General features: G+C 45.0%; 10 protein-coding genes and 4 pseudogenes. 6 read left to right on the top strand and 8 right to left on the bottom strand.

What is annotated here, in order from left to right:
- Nucleotides 1–137 precede the first annotated feature (137 nt).
- The 3 genes from BM035_RS00070 to BM035_RS00060 are packed head-to-tail and all read right to left on the bottom strand — an operon-like array spanning nt 138 to nt 4,661.
- Nucleotides 138–2,390 carry a hypothetical protein gene (locus tag BM035_RS00070; protein WP_092029699.1) on the bottom strand — a complete coding sequence of 751 codons (2,253 nt, stop codon included), beginning with the start codon at nt 2,388–2,390 and terminating at the stop codon, nt 138–140.
- Nucleotides 2,390–3,544, bottom strand: coding sequence for a glycosyltransferase family 4 protein (locus BM035_RS00065; RefSeq protein ID WP_175497308.1), 1,155 nt, complete (start codon nt 3,542–3,544; stop codon nt 2,390–2,392). Before BM035_RS00065 ends, BM035_RS00070 begins: the two co-directional genes overlap by 1 nt.
- Nucleotides 3,528–4,661, bottom strand: a complete 1,134-nt coding sequence (locus BM035_RS00060; RefSeq protein WP_139216000.1) for a glycosyltransferase family 4 protein — start codon at nt 4,659–4,661, stop codon at nt 3,528–3,530. The genes BM035_RS00065 and BM035_RS00060 overlap by 17 nt, the downstream gene beginning before the upstream one ends.
- Before the next feature lie 196 nt (nt 4,662–4,857).
- Here BM035_RS00060 and BM035_RS22850 point away from each other — a divergent pair.
- Both BM035_RS22850 and BM035_RS00055 read left to right on the top strand, forming a co-directional pair.
- A pseudogene (locus BM035_RS22850) lies at nt 4,858–4,998 on the top strand (IS1380 family transposase); the annotation flags it as partial.
- A 288-nt stretch (nt 4,999–5,286) separates the two neighbouring features.
- A complete protein-coding gene (locus tag BM035_RS00055) occupies nt 5,287–6,723 on the top strand; it encodes an oligosaccharide flippase family protein (protein WP_092029694.1) in 1,437 nt (478 codons plus the stop codon).
- Between the two features lie 46 nt (nt 6,724–6,769).
- Here the strand turns inward: BM035_RS00055 and BM035_RS00050 are convergent, their stop codons facing one another.
- Nucleotides 6,770–7,795 carry an acyltransferase family protein gene (locus BM035_RS00050; RefSeq protein ID WP_175497307.1) on the bottom strand — a complete coding sequence of 342 codons (1,026 nt, stop codon included), beginning with the start codon at nt 7,793–7,795 and terminating at the stop codon, nt 6,770–6,772.
- A gap of 241 nt (nt 7,796–8,036) precedes the next feature.
- Here BM035_RS00050 and BM035_RS00045 point away from each other — a divergent pair.
- Nucleotides 8,037–9,179: pseudogene (locus tag BM035_RS00045) on the top strand (IS3 family transposase).
- A 634-nt stretch (nt 9,180–9,813) separates the two neighbouring features.
- On the opposite strand, the gene BM035_RS00040 reads toward BM035_RS00045, so the two are convergent.
- Nucleotides 9,814–11,046 (bottom strand): hypothetical protein, encoded by a 1,233-nt coding sequence (locus BM035_RS00040; protein WP_092029690.1) that lies wholly within the window; start codon nt 11,044–11,046, stop codon nt 9,814–9,816.
- A gap of 291 nt (nt 11,047–11,337) precedes the next feature.
- Here BM035_RS00040 and BM035_RS00035 point away from each other — a divergent pair.
- Nucleotides 11,338–11,644: pseudogene (locus tag BM035_RS00035) on the top strand (integrase core domain-containing protein); the annotation flags it as partial.
- A gap of 7 nt (nt 11,645–11,651) precedes the next feature.
- Here the strand turns inward: BM035_RS00035 and BM035_RS22240 are convergent.
- Both BM035_RS22240 and BM035_RS00025 read right to left on the bottom strand, forming a co-directional pair.
- The gene (locus tag BM035_RS22240; protein WP_217646285.1) at nt 11,652–12,410 is read right to left on the bottom strand and encodes a hypothetical protein; all 759 of its coding nucleotides are present in this window, start codon (nt 12,408–12,410) and stop codon (nt 11,652–11,654) included.
- A gap of 429 nt (nt 12,411–12,839) precedes the next feature.
- The gene (locus BM035_RS00025; protein WP_092029684.1) at nt 12,840–14,315 is read right to left on the bottom strand and encodes an oligosaccharide flippase family protein; all 1,476 of its coding nucleotides are present in this window, start codon (nt 14,313–14,315) and stop codon (nt 12,840–12,842) included.
- Nucleotides 14,316–14,703: 388 nt separating this feature from the next.
- On the opposite strand from BM035_RS00025, the gene BM035_RS00020 reads away from it, so the two are divergent.
- Entirely contained in the window at nt 14,704–15,483 is a 780-nt protein-coding gene (locus tag BM035_RS00020; RefSeq protein ID WP_175497306.1) for a right-handed parallel beta-helix repeat-containing protein, read from the top strand.
- A 105-nt stretch (nt 15,484–15,588) separates the two neighbouring features.
- On the opposite strand, the pseudogene BM035_RS23270 reads toward BM035_RS00020, so the two are convergent.
- A pseudogene (locus tag BM035_RS23270) lies at nt 15,589–15,672 on the bottom strand (PEP-CTERM sorting domain-containing protein); the annotation flags it as partial.
- Nucleotides 15,673–16,430: 758 nt separating this feature from the next.
- On the opposite strand from BM035_RS23270, the gene BM035_RS00005 reads away from it, so the two are divergent.
- Nucleotides 16,431–16,567 (top strand): helix-turn-helix domain-containing protein (locus tag BM035_RS00005; protein ID WP_139215998.1); only part of this gene is annotated, 137 nt, incomplete at its 3' end.

Raw genomic sequence — 16,567 nt, 5'->3', positions numbered from 1 at the left:
TTCGAAGCCGAGTATCAAAGCAAGAAACGCAAGAGCCGCTTCGTGGTCTGTTTGAAATGGATGAAAATAGGGCTAAACATTGCCGATATTTTAATAACTCTTAAATTTGTAGATAATTTTTCATTAAAATAACTAAATCAGAAAAAATCGAAACGGCGACACAGCTCCGTAAATTCTATTTTGACACCTTTATTGTCATTTATGACCTTATAATTACGCACTTTATCTTTTCTGCTTAATATTAGAACAGACCATAATTCATCTTTCACGACCCCGGAACCAAAGTCATATCGAGATGCCATGCCCTTAGCATTCGACACTTTTTGACTTTCCTGAACGCCACCAAAACTATTATTTCCGAAATGCCATGCTTTCATAATTAAATGACTGTTTTTATTACTTATTGTCAGCACAGAGTTTTCTTTTTCTAAAGTAAAAACAAAATTTTCTTGATGTAAGCCAGCCCATGCCATTGCTCCTTGTATTTGAAGTGGGCTCCCTAATGATCTGATCCTACTCACAAGCACCAGATCATCATTAATCAATGAATAGAGCCTGATAATCTCAGCTCCTCCATAGCAATGAAGGTACTTAATCCAATCATTTCCCTGTGATAAATGACCGCGACCAAATGCTGCTTGATCATTAATGACAGGCATATCAGATATGACAACCTCCCCAGGGATACTTACGTCCAAACACGGAAGTAGGTCGTGACCATCGACATCGCCAAATAGTGCCAATCCGGCACAACCAGTAACGTGACGGTCTTCAGACCAACCATAAGAGCGATCACAGCCGGCGAAGAAAACTAAATACTGATGGCCATTGCCCAGTGACGCAAAACCAGCATCATTAGCCAACCAGATATGGTCTTTTTCCAACGGCAACAACGTACTATTATTTTTACTCTGCCTAAGTTGCTTTAATATACTCGCCGCTCGAAACAGCATATAGCAAACCAAACCGTTGTACGGTGTTTCGCAGTGGTTCCAAGCCATTCTTTCATTTACATAGCTATTCATAGCAGTAGGTAACATACCATTGTCAAGTTGGAAACTTTTGAGGCGGGTCGCCATCACGCTAATCCCCTTTAGAAACATGTCTATCTCATCCTTTTTTGAAGAGCGTGAAGCCGCTATGGCAAAGGCTAATATGGCACTGGCAGATTGATGTATATTGTTTGATGCTCTGCCTGTATAAGCTGGCTCACCACTAGGTGAGAGGACCCTCAGAGTAAACCTGACAGCACGGTTAAAGATATTCCAACCTATGAGGTTATCCGTTTGTAACAAACCTAGACCCAGACATGCTGTTGAATATTGATGGTATGTCAGATCATGAGCGTCAGGATATGTAGAAATGTTATCGTGAAATAACCCGTCATCAGTTTGGTCGAAAGCGACTTTCTCCAGATCTTTATTTGCGCTTTGTAAGAGTCTGTCATCATTTGTTAAGTTTGCTAAAACGGATTTCCAATGGTATCTAAGCGCAAACACATTAGTTGGTTCGTATTTGTCTTCATAAAACCTGCTAATAGTCCAAGGTTGAAGGACACTTGGATCAGACTGAGACGCCAATTGCTGTTCTACAATAGCCGCATTTTTAAAGTCTGAATGGTGCCAGACAATAGAAGCAGGCATATATTGAGGGTATACTCTTTGAGTAAATCGTTGACTAGCCAAACTAGCCTCTAACCATTTCTCATCTTGGGTTAATTTGAACATCCGCTCAAATGCTAGACAAGAATAGGCGTCAGCATAGTAATTACCAGCAACCTGAGGTGGATAACTGAGCCCCTCTGCATTGATATATTCATCAAAAATTCCGCCTTCGTCATAAGATTCACACACGAAAAGATTTTTTTGGCCTGAGTTATGACAAAGTCTAAACGTTACTCCTTCGCTCATTGATAAATCCTGGTGAGGCTCTGGGAAAAAATAGCCTCGACATAGTTTGAGAAATGAAAACAGCCAAGGGAGCTTTTTTAACCCGGCAACTATTATAGCTTTAGTCGGGTCAACCTCATTCTCAGGGGAGGGGACTTTTTCAGTAACTTTAATTCCTTTGTGTGAAGGGGTGAGGCCAACAAAACCCGGGATAGTAGTTAAGTTTCCGCTTTCTGTAATTCGCCAAAATTGCCCTGTAGAAACATCTATTTTTGCTATTTGGCTGCTCACAACAAAGGAGTTTTCATTAACGCGTTTTATTCTTAAAGGAACAGATTTTTCAGATTTATTCAGTAATTTTACATCAAAATCTAAGACTTCGTTTCGGCCAAAATTAAGCTCGAGATCTTGAACAATGACCTGATTTGCTATTAAGTGGCGAGCGAGGTTTTTGGCAATATCGACGCAACAATCGATTTGTTTAGTGGCTGCATAATCCATTAGTCTTTTCCGTTAAAATTTTCCAATGCATGCATATATATTTTATGAAGGCGTATAATATAATGTTCAGGATTAGCAACTGACTCAACCCATTCACGAGCCTGAAACCCAAAGACTGATAAATCTAAAGACATGATATTTTCTAATATTCTCGCCTGTGCTTTGGTATCTTCGAGATCAACTAGCCAACCTGTCTTTCCATCTACAATAGTTTCTGGTAAACCACCCACTCGGGTGGCAACACTAGGGCGATAAGATGCACCGGCCTCTAACGGTACTCGGCCAAGCGGTTCTTCTCTGGAAAACATAGCAACCACGTCAATTACCTGGTAAAACTCGGTGGTATTTTCAATAAACCCAGAAAATATTACGTTATCACTTAGGCCGTATTTTTCAACTAACAATTTGCAACGTTTCAAATAGGGTTTTCCCTCCACAGGATCGTCTCCTGCCACTAAAAGCTGCCAGCGTTTATGACTTAAAGTGCTGAGGGCCTTTAATAATAAATCGAGTCCTTTTACCTCAGAAATCTGTCCGATGAAACCAAACGTGAAATAGCCGGGTCTTAAACCGAATTTGGTTTTCAAGCAATGGGTCAATCTAGCTTGCTCTTTAGAATCAATAGCAGAACTCATTAATACTGGATTAATGATGGTTTCTATATTCCCTATAAGGCCTGGATTAATTGACTGCACTAACTGATCGGTTGTATAGCGGCTGATACCAACCGCTAAATCTAATCCACTCTTCAACCACCAGTTACAATGCCTATCAACAGGGTCCCTGAAATGACAAACTCTCAATAGCTTCATCCACTTAGCTATAGAAGCCACCGCGGGATAACTCCACAATTGATTACTGTGAATGATTTGAATCTTGTGACGTCGAAGAATCTTAAACAGTTGCCAGTTAGTTCGTACCCATTTCAGTGGTTGTGAAATGCCTGTTACCGTGAGGTCACAGGTATAATTCTCTATTCCACGCTTAGTTGCCCAGTCAGCCAAAGGCGATCCCAGATGAGCAATCACTATAGGATGGATGTTTACCAGTTCACAATGACTGAGTATCGTTTGTAAAGAACGCTCTGAACCACTGATGAAAGGCGCAAGTGCAACATACGCTATCCGCATAAAATCCTTATTTTTTGTAGTCACGTAGAACTTGCTGATAGATGGTATGTAGCCTGTTTGCCAGCATAGGGGCATCAAAATGGCTGAAAGCTCTCACTTTGGCTTGTTCTCCTTTTCGCTGCGCTAGTTCAGGATCGTTAATTAATGTCGACGCCATTTCTACCAAGGCATCAACATCTTTCACTTTGGCTATAGATGATGCGTCATCTAAAACTTCTGCAACGGAGCCACCGGAATAACCTATCACAGGCTTAGCAAATGCCATGGCTTCGCAAACGCTCATACCAAAAGTTTCAAGTTCGCTAGTACTAACAAAGATATCAATGGCTTGATAAAAAGGAGCCATATCGTCAATGTTACCAATCATAATGACAATATCTTGCAAGCCACTATCAATTATTAGTTGTTTTAGTTCAGAGACATATTCAGGGTCAGCAAACTTTCCTCCTCCGGCAATGATGCCTTTTACGGCGAAGCCTTTGTTTTTTAACTTCCTAACAAGAGCGATAAAGTCCTCCAATAATTTTCGTCTTCGTATAACGCTTGCTGTTCCTAAAACAACCTCTCCGGTTGTGACATTCCAAATTTCTCGGGTAGCATTTCGCTGACACGGCACTGAGGTCAGCTGGGTAAGGTCGCGCCCATTACCAAACAATATCGTGTCACTACCGGGAACGTTGGCCGGTATTTCTCCTTTGCTCCTGTTGAATTGGTCTTGACTGGTAAAGAGTAACTTGGCGGGTCTATCTCTTCCACCAAAAGCCCATTTTGCATAACCACCCTCAAGCACAAAACGAACACCAACAATAACAGGAACTCTACAGACATAGGCAGCATGACGTATCATTGGAAAGTTGTCATGTTCATTTAAATGAACAATAGACACGTTGTTAACCTTGATTAATTTAACCCAATAAAAAACGTTTCGTATAAACTCGATTGGCCGCGATTTTTCAGGCACCACAAACGGCCGAATTTCGACTTTAATCCCCTGCGCGACTAGAGATGTCTGCCAAGGACCCCGCTCTGGAAACACCAACATTTGAGAGTATTGACCTGTAGGTAAATTTTGAATGGCTGCATCGATGACACAGGTCGTACTCCGAAGATTTACATTGTGAGTAATATATAAAATATTCAACCGCCTGATCCTTTGATTTGAGTTTAATTAAATTTTATGAAGGGCTACCACCAAAGGGCCAATTACTTCACTGCATGAATGTGATTCGGAGTTTTTCTCGCCAGCATTCGCTACGGAGGGAAAAGGCAGCTAGAATACTGTGATCTTAAATCCGCAAGCAATTAACTTAGCACCCAAAGCTAAAGTGACACTAAAAATAGTACCTGAAAAACTTGCATTATGGCCACTTTCTCGCTGCCAAATTGAAGCGGATTTCGTCGCAGCTTGCATTACTCCCGATGCAGGGTTGCTTCTGCTTCGCGCAGTCGACACACAGCATGGTTTTTCCTGGCGCCTTCCTCGATTCTCAATTATCCTCACGACACAGGGCTGGCTTCATACGAGCTGGGGACTATCACCTAGACATGGAATGAGCCAGTTTAGGGCTACTCTGAAAAATCCGTCAGGTCAGCGAACGTGCCTTCATAGACTAAAAGTGAAGGGTTTCTCGGTTACGCGGGCCAGAAAGTGTAATTCAAGCTCGAGGACCAGTACAATATACTTAGGTTCCGCCAACAAGGCTTCATGTAAAAGATCGATCGGAAAAAGCCACCCCTCACCTAATACGTTAAAGGTACAACCCTAAGTGATCAAAGTAGTAAAAAGTTCCGGGCTACTAGTCCTTCAGCGTTTAGCGCAGAGGTCTTTAGGTATTGTGAGTACCATTGTGCTTGCGAGGATACTTACCCCAGAAGATTTCGGTATCGTTGCCATCGCAATGCTGGTTATGTGGTTCTCTGAAGCTATATCCAAATCCGGTGCTGAAGCTTACGTTATTCAGAAGGCGGACTTAACTACAGAGGATGTAAATTCTGCTTGGACACTTGATATATTGCTAAAATCTCTCTCTTTTATTATCTTATTAGCAGCAGCGCCGATAACAGCCTGGCTTAAGGACGATTCCTCACTGATCCTTGTAGTTATCGTAACCGGCACGGTAATAATTTTTGACTCACTTAATAACCCGGGAATGCTAATTCTTAAACGGGAACAGAATTATGGGCGTATTGTGAAATTTTCGGTTTTCGCCAAGGTTTTTGCCATATCAATCTCGATACCGATTGCTATAATATTTAAAAACCATTGGGCTTTAATAAGTGGACTGCTGGCATCTTCTATCTTTATGTTTATTGCCTCTTTTTATATTTCTTCGTTTCGGCCGAAGCTTAGTCTACAGAACGTTGGTGAGCAATGGCAGTTTTCAAAATGGATTATTCCTCGTTCATCGTTAGGTTATTTTAGGAACCACGTAGATTCACTAATCGTAGGCTCAAGCTTTTCGACAGGACAGTTAGGCGCCTATAATAATATGAAATATTTTGCTTCCATCCCTTCATTGCAGTTCATTTCTCCTATACTTGCACCACTTCATGCCGAATATGGCAAAGTGCAAAACCTGAAAACCGAACTACGCTTCCAATCTGACATTACTATTAAAATCATTGCAGTTCTTGTCGCCCCTATAGCGTCCGTTGCGTTTATAGGTGCCGAGTCAATTATATCAATCGTTTTGGGTTCGCAGTGGCTTCAGTTTAGTTACCTGTTCGCTTATTTCGGTTTGCTGGTTGTGCCCTTTGCAATTATGAATCAATCTATCAAGCTCCTAATGGTTGATCGTCGGACAAAAAATATCTTCTTTTATGAGTTGTTAGCATCAGCAGCGACGTTTATCGTCCTGTTAGTGTTTTCAAACTGGTCTTTGCTTGCTTTTGTAGTTGCAAGATGTGCAACAGAGTTAGTGCTATGCATTGGTTTGTACATTTACGCTTATGGAGCAGTATTAGGCTCAAGCGGATTAAAAAATATTATACTTACACTTCTTAACGTAGGCGGCTCTATTGTAGTCTTGGGCTTTCTCGCTGATCTTTACCTTGGCGAGATTGGGCCAGTCACGAGGATTTTCGGTTTGTTGTTTTTTGGTTCTTTAAATGTTGTTTTAAGTGCGTTTTGTTTTTACTTTTTTTTGATGACAGATAGAGAAAAGAAATTATTTATAAAAACGGTGAAGCAGATGCGAAAATAACATATCTGGTGGGTTACTATTGTTTTGATCGTATGACGGTTCGTGTTTATTTTTTGATGTTGTTTTTGTGGTGACGCTTATCTCTCAAATTCATCCCCGGTAATTCGACGAATTTATACAGTAATTCTGAAGTCACGATCGTGATAAGTGAAACAAGCATTAGGTAGCTAAAGAAGCTAAGTTCCGAAAAGAAACGGTTTGTCGCTGCAATAGCGTCGGGATGGAGTAGGTACATCGAATACGATCTAGTTGCTATATAGTAAGCGCCTGGAAAAGATTTCGACTGCTTCGATGCCGAAGAATTAGCATAAAGCACCCAGGTCGAGAAGACAAAAGCACGTTCAAGATATCCAAATTCGAGGACTGGAATTGCTGGGATCCAACGCTGTATTGCGAAGTAAAAAAACATACCAAGCGAAATGGTAAACAAAAATCCCGATATATCTTTCAGGTAATTCCAGAGACTCTCATACTGGTTTTTGAGAAAAGCTAGCAGGACTCCTGCTATGCATCCATCGACTCGGACGTGTGTTTGTATAGTGTCTTCATATAGCCCTAGAAATCTGAATATTGATGGCGTTAACAAAAGTATGACAAGTAATAATAGTTGCTTGTGTCGAGATGCCTTTGTTATGAGAAAAATGGTTGGAGCGATGAAAAGATAGAATTGCTCTTCTACTGATAAAGACCAGCTGATATAAAATATTTCAAGGGGTAAATCATAATTTTGTAGAAAAATAAAATATTCAAGCGGAGCGCTGAAGTCAGATTTGGTTAAATATTGCTGAAGGATTGTAAAGCCAAGAACAGCATAATAAGCCGGTAAGGTTCGATACCATCTTTTTCGCCAGAATTCATACACATTCAATGTGCCAGCTCTGGATTCTTTGAAAAGTTGACCGCCTAGGAGCCAGCCCGAAAGTACAAAAAAGAGATCTACGCCAACGCCGCCAAATTGTAGCGGCGCAAGGCCTTCTGGTGCTCCGTAACCAAGGACGATATGGGCTAGAACAACCAAGCTGATCGCGATCGCCCTCAGCGCATCAAGCGACTTGATCCTTTCGTTGACCAATCGTGTTCCCTTCAGTAAAACGTCGTCCTGGGACAACTGTGATTTTGATATGTAAGAATTGGCTGGAAAAGAGCTCTGGTACCGCGAATGTATTGCATGTCAAGGTCATTTGCAAATTCGTGTTCGAGTCATATTATTTATAGTTTTTATAAGCAACCGCCTTGATAGACCGATTGTGGTGGTTCAATGATTCCGGGCACCAACGTAGATGGTAAGATCACCACCATAAAGGAGGTGTCTGATGACCAGAAAACGACGTTCCTTTACTCCGGAATTCAAGCAGGAAGCAGCTAGCCTGGTGCTGGATCAAGGTTACACCATCGCACAGGCGAGTACGTCCTTGGGCGTAGGTGAAAGCGCTCTGAGGCGCTGGGTTCAGCAACTGACGGATGAGCGTGAGGGCATTACCCCGAAGGGTAAGGCTTTAACCCCGGAGCAGCGCCGTATTCAGGAGCTGGAAGCTCGCTGCAAACGCCTTGAACAAGAGAAAGACATACTAAAAAAGGCTACCGCTCTCTTGATGTCGGACGACATGCATCGTACGCGCTGATAGACCAGTTGAGTGAGCAAATGCCCGTTGAAATGGTCTGCAATGCGTTCGATATCAGCCGCTCCAGCTATTACGAATACCGCCAAAGGCGGAAACATATAGACGTTGAGCGTCTGGTCCTGAAGGCTCATGTAAATCGCCTGTTCACCAAGAGCCGCAGTTCTGCTGGCAGCCGAACAATCAAAGGCATGCTCAGCGAAGAAGGCGTTGTCATTGGTCGCTTCAAGGTTCGACGACTGATGAGTGAGCTGGGGCTGATCTGTAAGCAACCAGGCCACCGTTGAGCGACCAGACATCCCGAACCATCTGGCTCGTGAATTTACAGTAGAACGGCCCAATCAGGCGTGGTGTGGAGACATTACCTACATCTGGGGCGGTCAGCGGTGGAGCTATCTTGCTGTCGTACTGGATCTGTATGCCCGACGCGTTGTTGGTTGGGCAATGTCCTCCAGGCCAGATGCCGACCTAGTCGTCAAAGCTCTGGACCACGCCTGGGAGCAGCGCGGTCAACCAGAAAAAGTCATGTTCCACTCGGACCAGGGGAGCCAGTACGCCAGCCGCAAGTTCCGCCAGAGGCTCTGGCGCTATCGAATGACACAATGCATGAGCCGGCGTGGCAAATGTTGGGATAACGCCCCGATGGAGAGACTGTTCCGAAGCCTGAAATCTGAATGGATACCGGCCCTGGGATATCGGAACCTGCCCGAGGCTAAAAAGGATGTGGGCGGCTATCTGATGGACTACTACAACCGGCAACGACCTCACGCATTCAACGACGGCATTTCGCCCGTCGCCGCTGAGGAAAACCTTAAAATACTGTCCGGGATTAGTTGACCACTACAGATGTTCGAATAGGTTTATAGCGTATTATCGGTTGTCATTTTGAGAAAAGGAATTTAGGGTTCACTTTAGCAACTACCATTGCCGTTGGTATCCAATTTGCCGGTTGATAAAAAATAAACGTTTTCTGCTCCTAATTCAGTATTGGTGCGGCCTCGATTTTGAGGTTTGCTACGGTCGGACGGTCCGATTTTCCGGTTTACTTTTTAATGCGAAAAGGCATCATCCTCATGTAGTCCAGCCATGAGGCTACGAAGTGCAGTCATGATAAGGGTTCTCCCCCCAGTTCAATGGACACGCATCGATAACTCCGCAGACGGAGCAAACCGACGCCGGAAATGATCACCGGAAAGAAAACCCAGCAGTACACCAATGAGTTCAAAGCCAAACCGGTGGAGTGGAGTCATCAGGCCTGTAACCATCCCTCCAAGTTGTAAAGGTGCCAAATGTGCGGGAGCTCCAGATCCCAGAATGATATGTGCTACCTTTACTGAAATGATCGCGAGGCTGCGCAATACACATCTAAGGAATGTAGGCGTTCAGTCATTGAATATGGCATCCCTGCTTTTTAAAAGTGCGATTTTGAAGCGCCTAATTAATTTATTCTCATAGGCGTTATTTTTTCTTGTTACTGAATTTTGAGGCCTGAAGGCGAATTCGGCCTGCTTCCTAGGGCAATAGAGTAGCTCAGCAATAGAGGCGCACTCTCGTATTGGCTTTGAAGCTTATCAGCCCTCCCAAGCATTAGAAATAGTCTGTTTTTGCTGTGGTTAAAGCTTGCTCCGATTACCAAATTTGGCGTTTTGCCCTCCTCCTGGAAAGGAAGTTGTATTTCACCGTATTCATAAGGACGCACCTCGTGGGGGGCTTTGTTGCCTTGGGCAACGGAAATCATATCGTTCACATCGTAAAACCAAAAGTAGTTGTAAACGTCTGATGCTTCATAGGGGCATGGGCCTCCACATTGCTGTCCGTTGTCTTGCGTAATCTTGTACCCTATACCGGAATTGTGACCTCCGCTTGTTCCAAAAACCGCATAGGTGTCTGATCCAGGCACTATGAACCCGACATGGGCTGTGGAAACTTCAGTCCAAAGGTCGTTTTCCCGTTCGCGATTATATGGGTCTTGGGCGAGTGGATTGTCGATCGAATAATCAATCAAAGGAAAAGTTGGCACTTGATCACCCGAGCTTGCGTTCGTTATGGTTTTCGCAGCCACACCGAAAGCGCTGGGCCCGATACTGTTCCTGGCATTTATAGCGTAGTTGCTAGCATAGCCAAAGATATACTCACCTTTAAAGGTATCTTGAAACTTTGCTGGTATTTCAGACATCCAACCTGAAGCATGACTTCTTGCACTTAATTTCAAAAAACCAGTTACAGGGCTAGTTGCAAGCTCGTTAGGATTTTCTATAACAAATGTAGTGTCGGTATTATTGGCGTCGCCGTCATAATATTGGACGCCGTTGACCACGAGCTCATCATTTATCAGGTTCATTCCGGTAATTCTGTTGATGCTATCTGGATTTCCTGAGGGCACGCGGTCGAAAAACTTTTGGAATGGTTGTTTGTTTTGCGCCATCGGGAGTTCAGAGATCGATGAAGCCGTCGAAAATTGTGGCAACGCAAACTCTGCTATGGCTTGATGTTGAGAATGACCGACCATGAATGCAGACGAAAAGTCGTCAGTAACGTGAAATGTTCCTTCGGCGTATCCCATTCGGCTGTCTCCATATGTTCCAACAGGAATTCTGGCCGCACCTTCGTAGACGAGGTCGCCTATCGAAAAGAGAGTTTCTGCACAAACAAAGGATGGTGCGATTAAAGCTAAGAAGACTGATGACCGGAGGTTTGTTGACATTTTGTTCCACCCTCACGCACTTTTTTGCGTGTGCTGTTGGTTGCTGCGTTTACCATCGTTTGAGCGATTGCTGTTGTCTACAGCCACTTACGTTTTCGATCTACTGCTCCCTGCAGTTGGTTCGCAGTACTGTATTCCAGAGTGTAGTTGAACCCTGATGATTTTGTGTAGACTAGTTTAGGAATTTTGTTACTTCGATTTACCGTTACGATCGCTTGGGTTTTATCTCAGCATAGTGGAATAAGCAGGGTGCTACCCCACATTCTAGAAACATCTAGTGGACTTCTGGTAGTGGACCTCTGGGCGTATGAGCGAAACATCGAAATTGACTTCTAGCGACCCGGGCAAGCCTACCGATAATGCGACGGTAGAATCCTTCAATGGACGACTCCGGCAGGAGTGTCTGAACGAAAACTGGTTCTTGTCACTGGCCGACGCCTGGGAGAAAATCGAAGCATGGAGGACGTTCTATAACCAAGTCAGACCCCATTCCGCATTGGAGTGGTCTACGCCCTCGGACTACGCCAGGAAACATGCGGTTTCACGAAGAAAACCGATGCAATTGGAGCCGGATTTTTCCAACTCTGGTTGGACCTGATACGGGGTCAGGGGCATAAGGTATCGTCAATTTTACACAGCTGCGTTGGATCTCCGTACTTCAGTTTTAAGTTTCTGATATAGATGTCATTCTTAAGGCCGATAACATTCTGTTCGGCTAGCCCGCCTATGTCTGTCCCAAGCCATGAAACCGTATTGAAATTGTAACCACTATGAATGATTTGCGTTCTGTGAAGTTTGGCCATCCAGAAGAACCAGATATCATCTGCCGTTGGACATAGCTCGAGAAAAATTTCTTTGTTGGTGACATCAGTATGGAAGCAGTTGGGTGGATAAATAACCCCGGCACCTGTTGTGGGAAATAATACCCTGTTATTGGTGGCGAGTACTGACTTCAGCCATTTATTATAAGATAACATTTCTCCATTCTCATAACTGACTGCGTGAGTCCTATGGGCAATTATAGAATCGGATCCATCGACCTTACTTGTTAGTCTTTCTAGCCAGCTACGTGGGTAAAATAGGTCGTCATCTGCAGTGACTATGTAGTATTCTGGATAATTAATAATTGCTGGAATAAGCTTTTTGTATGATTTTAAATCGTCGCATGGTTTTATTTTAAAGTATTTGTATTCCTCTTCTAATTTTGTGACTTTTTCAGGCAATAAATCGTAATCAGCATGACTTACCCACAATATAATTAAGTCTGGTTTCACAGACTGTGAGAGGAGTGATTTGATTGTAAGATGGACTTTTTTAAATCGAGGCTTGTAAGAAGTAAAGCTAATTAATAGTTTCGAGTCCAAGTTGTGCTTTTTTGGGGAGCTCTGTTTAGCATAAATCTAGTGTAAATTTCAAAAATAAAAGATTCTATTCTCCAATACAATATTTTTAGATTTTTTAAGCTTGCATTCACGTTTCTTTCCTTGTCTGACAAATTTGTTATTTTCATGTTTCGATATTTTCAAAATTTTTTAAAAATATGGAGGCGAAAAGGTTGAAGTATCAACTTGGTCTACCTAAGAAAACTCCACTTGATTACGCGCAACTGGGCTCAAACTCTATCGGGCCGAGATAGCCTAAAGCCGAGTACTTTTCCGGTTATCAAACACTTCAATGTGTTTGAATATAACCGATTCTGCTGCAGCATTCGACTCGGAACGCTTGGCATAGAGCAGCTCCACCGTTAGTCGACTGAAAATTCATTAAGGCGCTCAGCAAATAGGTTAATTCTCTCAGCGATGAATGCGCTCATAAAGAGTTTTCAAGATTGTTGTACCCTGATCCCACAGATGAGCGATTTCGTCTATGTGGGGTCTGCTACTCGCTGCAATCGCCATAAGAAGGATTGTGACCAGACCGCTAAACAATAATCCGCTTAGAATTAGTGAGATCAGCGCGGTTGCTGGAAAAAATGACAGCCTCACAATTTCAGTTACCAACCAGGCGAAGAGGGACGGGGCCAGAACCAGAACGCTAATGGCGCCGAGTCGAGCCAGGTTGAAGTGTGTCCGGGATTGTAGAATGAGTAGCAGAGCGAGGGTGGTCAGGACGGCAAGCCAACCACGAGCCCATGCCATTGTTGAAAGGGTTATGTCTTCAAGGCTTAGAAGGAATCCTACGATTATGGTTGTGGACACAAGGTCAAATATAAAAAGGGCTCTGACCTGGCCGGTGGCGACAAAAGCATCGCTGACCAGTGCAAACAGACAAAAAGTAAAAAAGAAGAGGGCAAATGGGCGCAACAATTCCTCAAAATCTCCCCACTGGGGCCCCAGGAAAACGTTTACTATCTGCTCGCTGTACGCCGCCATGAAAATGGTCAGTGGAGTCAGCAGAGTGACCATCATGAACAGACTAAGTCGGATGCGATAGGCTAGCTGCTCTGAGTGGTTTTTGCGTTCAGCTATGGCGGCCTGCAGAGGTTCGCTGCCGGGAATAATCACCGATAGAGCAGGAAAGGTTGCGAGTTCACGGATCAGGTGATAACCGCCCAATTGACCAGTGCCAAACAGTTTGCTGACAATCAGGTTGTCTATCTGAGAGCGAGTAAAACCTACCACGCCCCGGAGAATAAGCCACTTGGAGAAGTGCCACTGTGCGCCAATCTTTTGCAGTGTAAGGGCGGGCTTGTAAGCGTGGATGAAATAGGAGCCGATCGCCATCACAATCGCGGCTACTAGGTCGCCCGCAATAATAGCCCAGTAGCTGGGGTGTATCAGGGCAAACACGACTACAACGATAAAAGAGACCGCTTTCTGCCAGATGCTGAGCACGAACACCGGTCGGTAGTTCAGCTCTCGGGCCATAAGCATCAGAATCGGATTGCGTAGCGCTCCAAGCGGCATTGCCAGGGCCGCGATGCTGAGTGCCATGGTAAGCTCCGGCGCGCCGAGATATTCGCTAATCAGGGGAGCAACGACGATAATCAAGGTTGCCATGACAGTCTTAATGGCAAGGTTCATGGTCCAGGCGGTATTGAGGTCCTGGTCAGTGACTTCGGATTTCTGGATGATGTAATGCTTGTTACCAGCATCTGCGAGCGTTTCAAAAAACTGCAGAGCAATGGCCACCATGGCCACGATGCCGAAGTCCTCCGGTACAAGTAGGCGGGCCAGGATCAGTGTGCTGATCAGGCCAAGAGAGCGCTGGAAGAGTTGAATCGCCAACAAGAAGGTAGAGCTCTTGAAAACGCGGCTACTGGTACTCATGTGGTGGGCGAACTAACCTCCAGGGAGGGGATGAATAATATCAACGAAATCAGAAAAAGAGCTTAGCACAGACTATAGTTCCCTGATGGTTAAGGACCTGATTATGTTGCGGGTTTGCTACCTGTTTCTATTGATGATCCTTCCCTTGAATGTGGAGGCGTTCGAGTGCTCCTCGGCCCCTGTACCTGAACAGCCTTCGGGCAGGGAGGTCAGAGTCGGGAATGCTGGTGAGCTTCAGAGCGTGGTGCGTTCTGCGGAGTCAGGCAGTATCATTCTGCTGAATCCAGGCGTATACAGGTTGAAGGCGACCCTTGCAGTTCGGACGGACCATGTCACTCTAAGGGGAAACGGCAAAGCGTGTGGCGACGTGGTTTTGAAGGGCGCCGGGATGAATAACCCGGATTATCGTGGGGCGCCTCATGGCATCTGGACTGATGCTTCCGGCCTTACGGTGCAGAACCTCACCATTCGTGACTTTTATCAGCATGGCATTGTGTTAAACCCTGGAGCCGAATCACTAACCTTCCAGAATATTCGCATACTTGATACCGGCAAGCAGTTAATTAAAGCCAATCCATCGGGCTTTGGGGATGGCGTTGATGGAGGCCTCGTTGAAAATTCGGTATTCGCATATACCGAAGGGCCTCCGATGATCGATCGGGGAGGCGGCACTGGCTATACTAATGGTGTGGATGTGCATGCTGGTGCCAACTGGGTTATTCGGAACAATCACTTTGAAAACTTTCATGCGCCTGATCATGCGGATCACCTTTGGGCACCCGTTGTCTTGATGTGGAACGGTGCGCGCGACACCGTTGTGGAAAACAACCGCTTTGTAAATGTCGATCGGGCCATCGCGTTTGGTTTGCTGGACCGAGCTATGGATCATTCCGGCGGAGTTATTCGAAATAACCGCGTTGACTATGCAGAGGGACTCTACAGTATCCAAAGGCGGCGAGGATCCGATGGGGCGATTATTGTTTGGAGTTCCCCAGGCACCATCGTAGAGGGTAATGAGGTGTTTACCAGGGGAAACCTGAATCGTTCTATTGAATTCCGGTTTGATACCAGTGGGGCCAGTGCCATCAATAATACGGTGGACGCGCCGATTGGCACCCGCGATGGCGGGAGTTACGAAGGTTCCGGCAATCGGTTGATCAGGGAATAGCGGCTAACAGAACTTTTGAGACTTTAGAGCAGGGGTTTTTAAGCTGGGTGGCTGACAGGCCAGTTACTCCGGGCAACCGGCCTGCTTGATCAAAAAAGGAACTGCTTACGATGCATTTTTTCTTCTCGCAAAACCCAGGCCGGCCAAGCCGAGACCAAGCAACGCCAGGGAAGCGGGCTCAGGCACGTTGACTGGTGCTGAGAAGTTTGAAATTTTTGTTACAGCTGAACCAAAGATTGAGTCTGTCGCTCTGGCGCGAAACCCGAAGACGTCACCGGTGGTTACGGCAAATGTTGCAGTGCCAGACTGAGTGGAATAACTCCCATTTTGTGTAAGTTGCGTAAATGACCCATTCAGTAGCCATCCAAAAGGATCATAAGAAGAGCCCCAGGAGTCATATGTTTTATACAACCAATCGAAAGTTACTAAACCATCCCCTAACGCACTGATCGTGAAATCTGTGTCGGATGCGCCGCCGCCCGAGTTACTGCTGATCTGAAGGATTGATGAGGGGGCGCCTGTGGTATCGATTGCTCCACCATTCAGCGATTGGTTCCAATTCGAAACGTCATACCCGCCTGTAAAATCGTTGATCAACCCTGCGTTAACAGAACTTGCAAAAAACACAAGAGACAAACAAAGAAAGATATTTTTCATTACTTTATTCCTTATTACTGAGATGGGCTTCATTGCACGGCTATGGCCATACAAGACATGTGCCAAGTCAGTAACCTTTTGTTTTAAATTGATAAATACGGGAGGACGTGCGTATTCCAGACCAAAGTTGCCACTGATTCCAGACGAAGCCTGCCACCCATTCCACGCGAAAGCTGCCACTGATTCCACGGCAAAGCTGCCACCCCGGCAGGCTGCCTGACTTCCCCATCAAAACGTTCGACGCGGGATAACTAACGGTACTCTGACCCTTTTCATCCGGAGAGGGTCAGATGCCAGCGAAGAGGTTATCCATGCGTAAGATCAAAGAAGTCCTTCGCCTCAAGTGGGAGCGAGGGCTGAGCAACCGTCAGGTTGCGGCGGCCTGCGGTATCAGCCGTCCCACCGTGAGCGAATACCTGCGCCGTAT

The sequence above is a fragment of the Marinobacter sp. DSM 26671 genome (assembly GCF_900112835.1).
GTDB lineage: Bacteria > Pseudomonadota > Gammaproteobacteria > Pseudomonadales > Oleiphilaceae > Marinobacter > Marinobacter flavimaris.
This window is presented reverse-complemented; position numbering and strand designations above follow the sequence as displayed.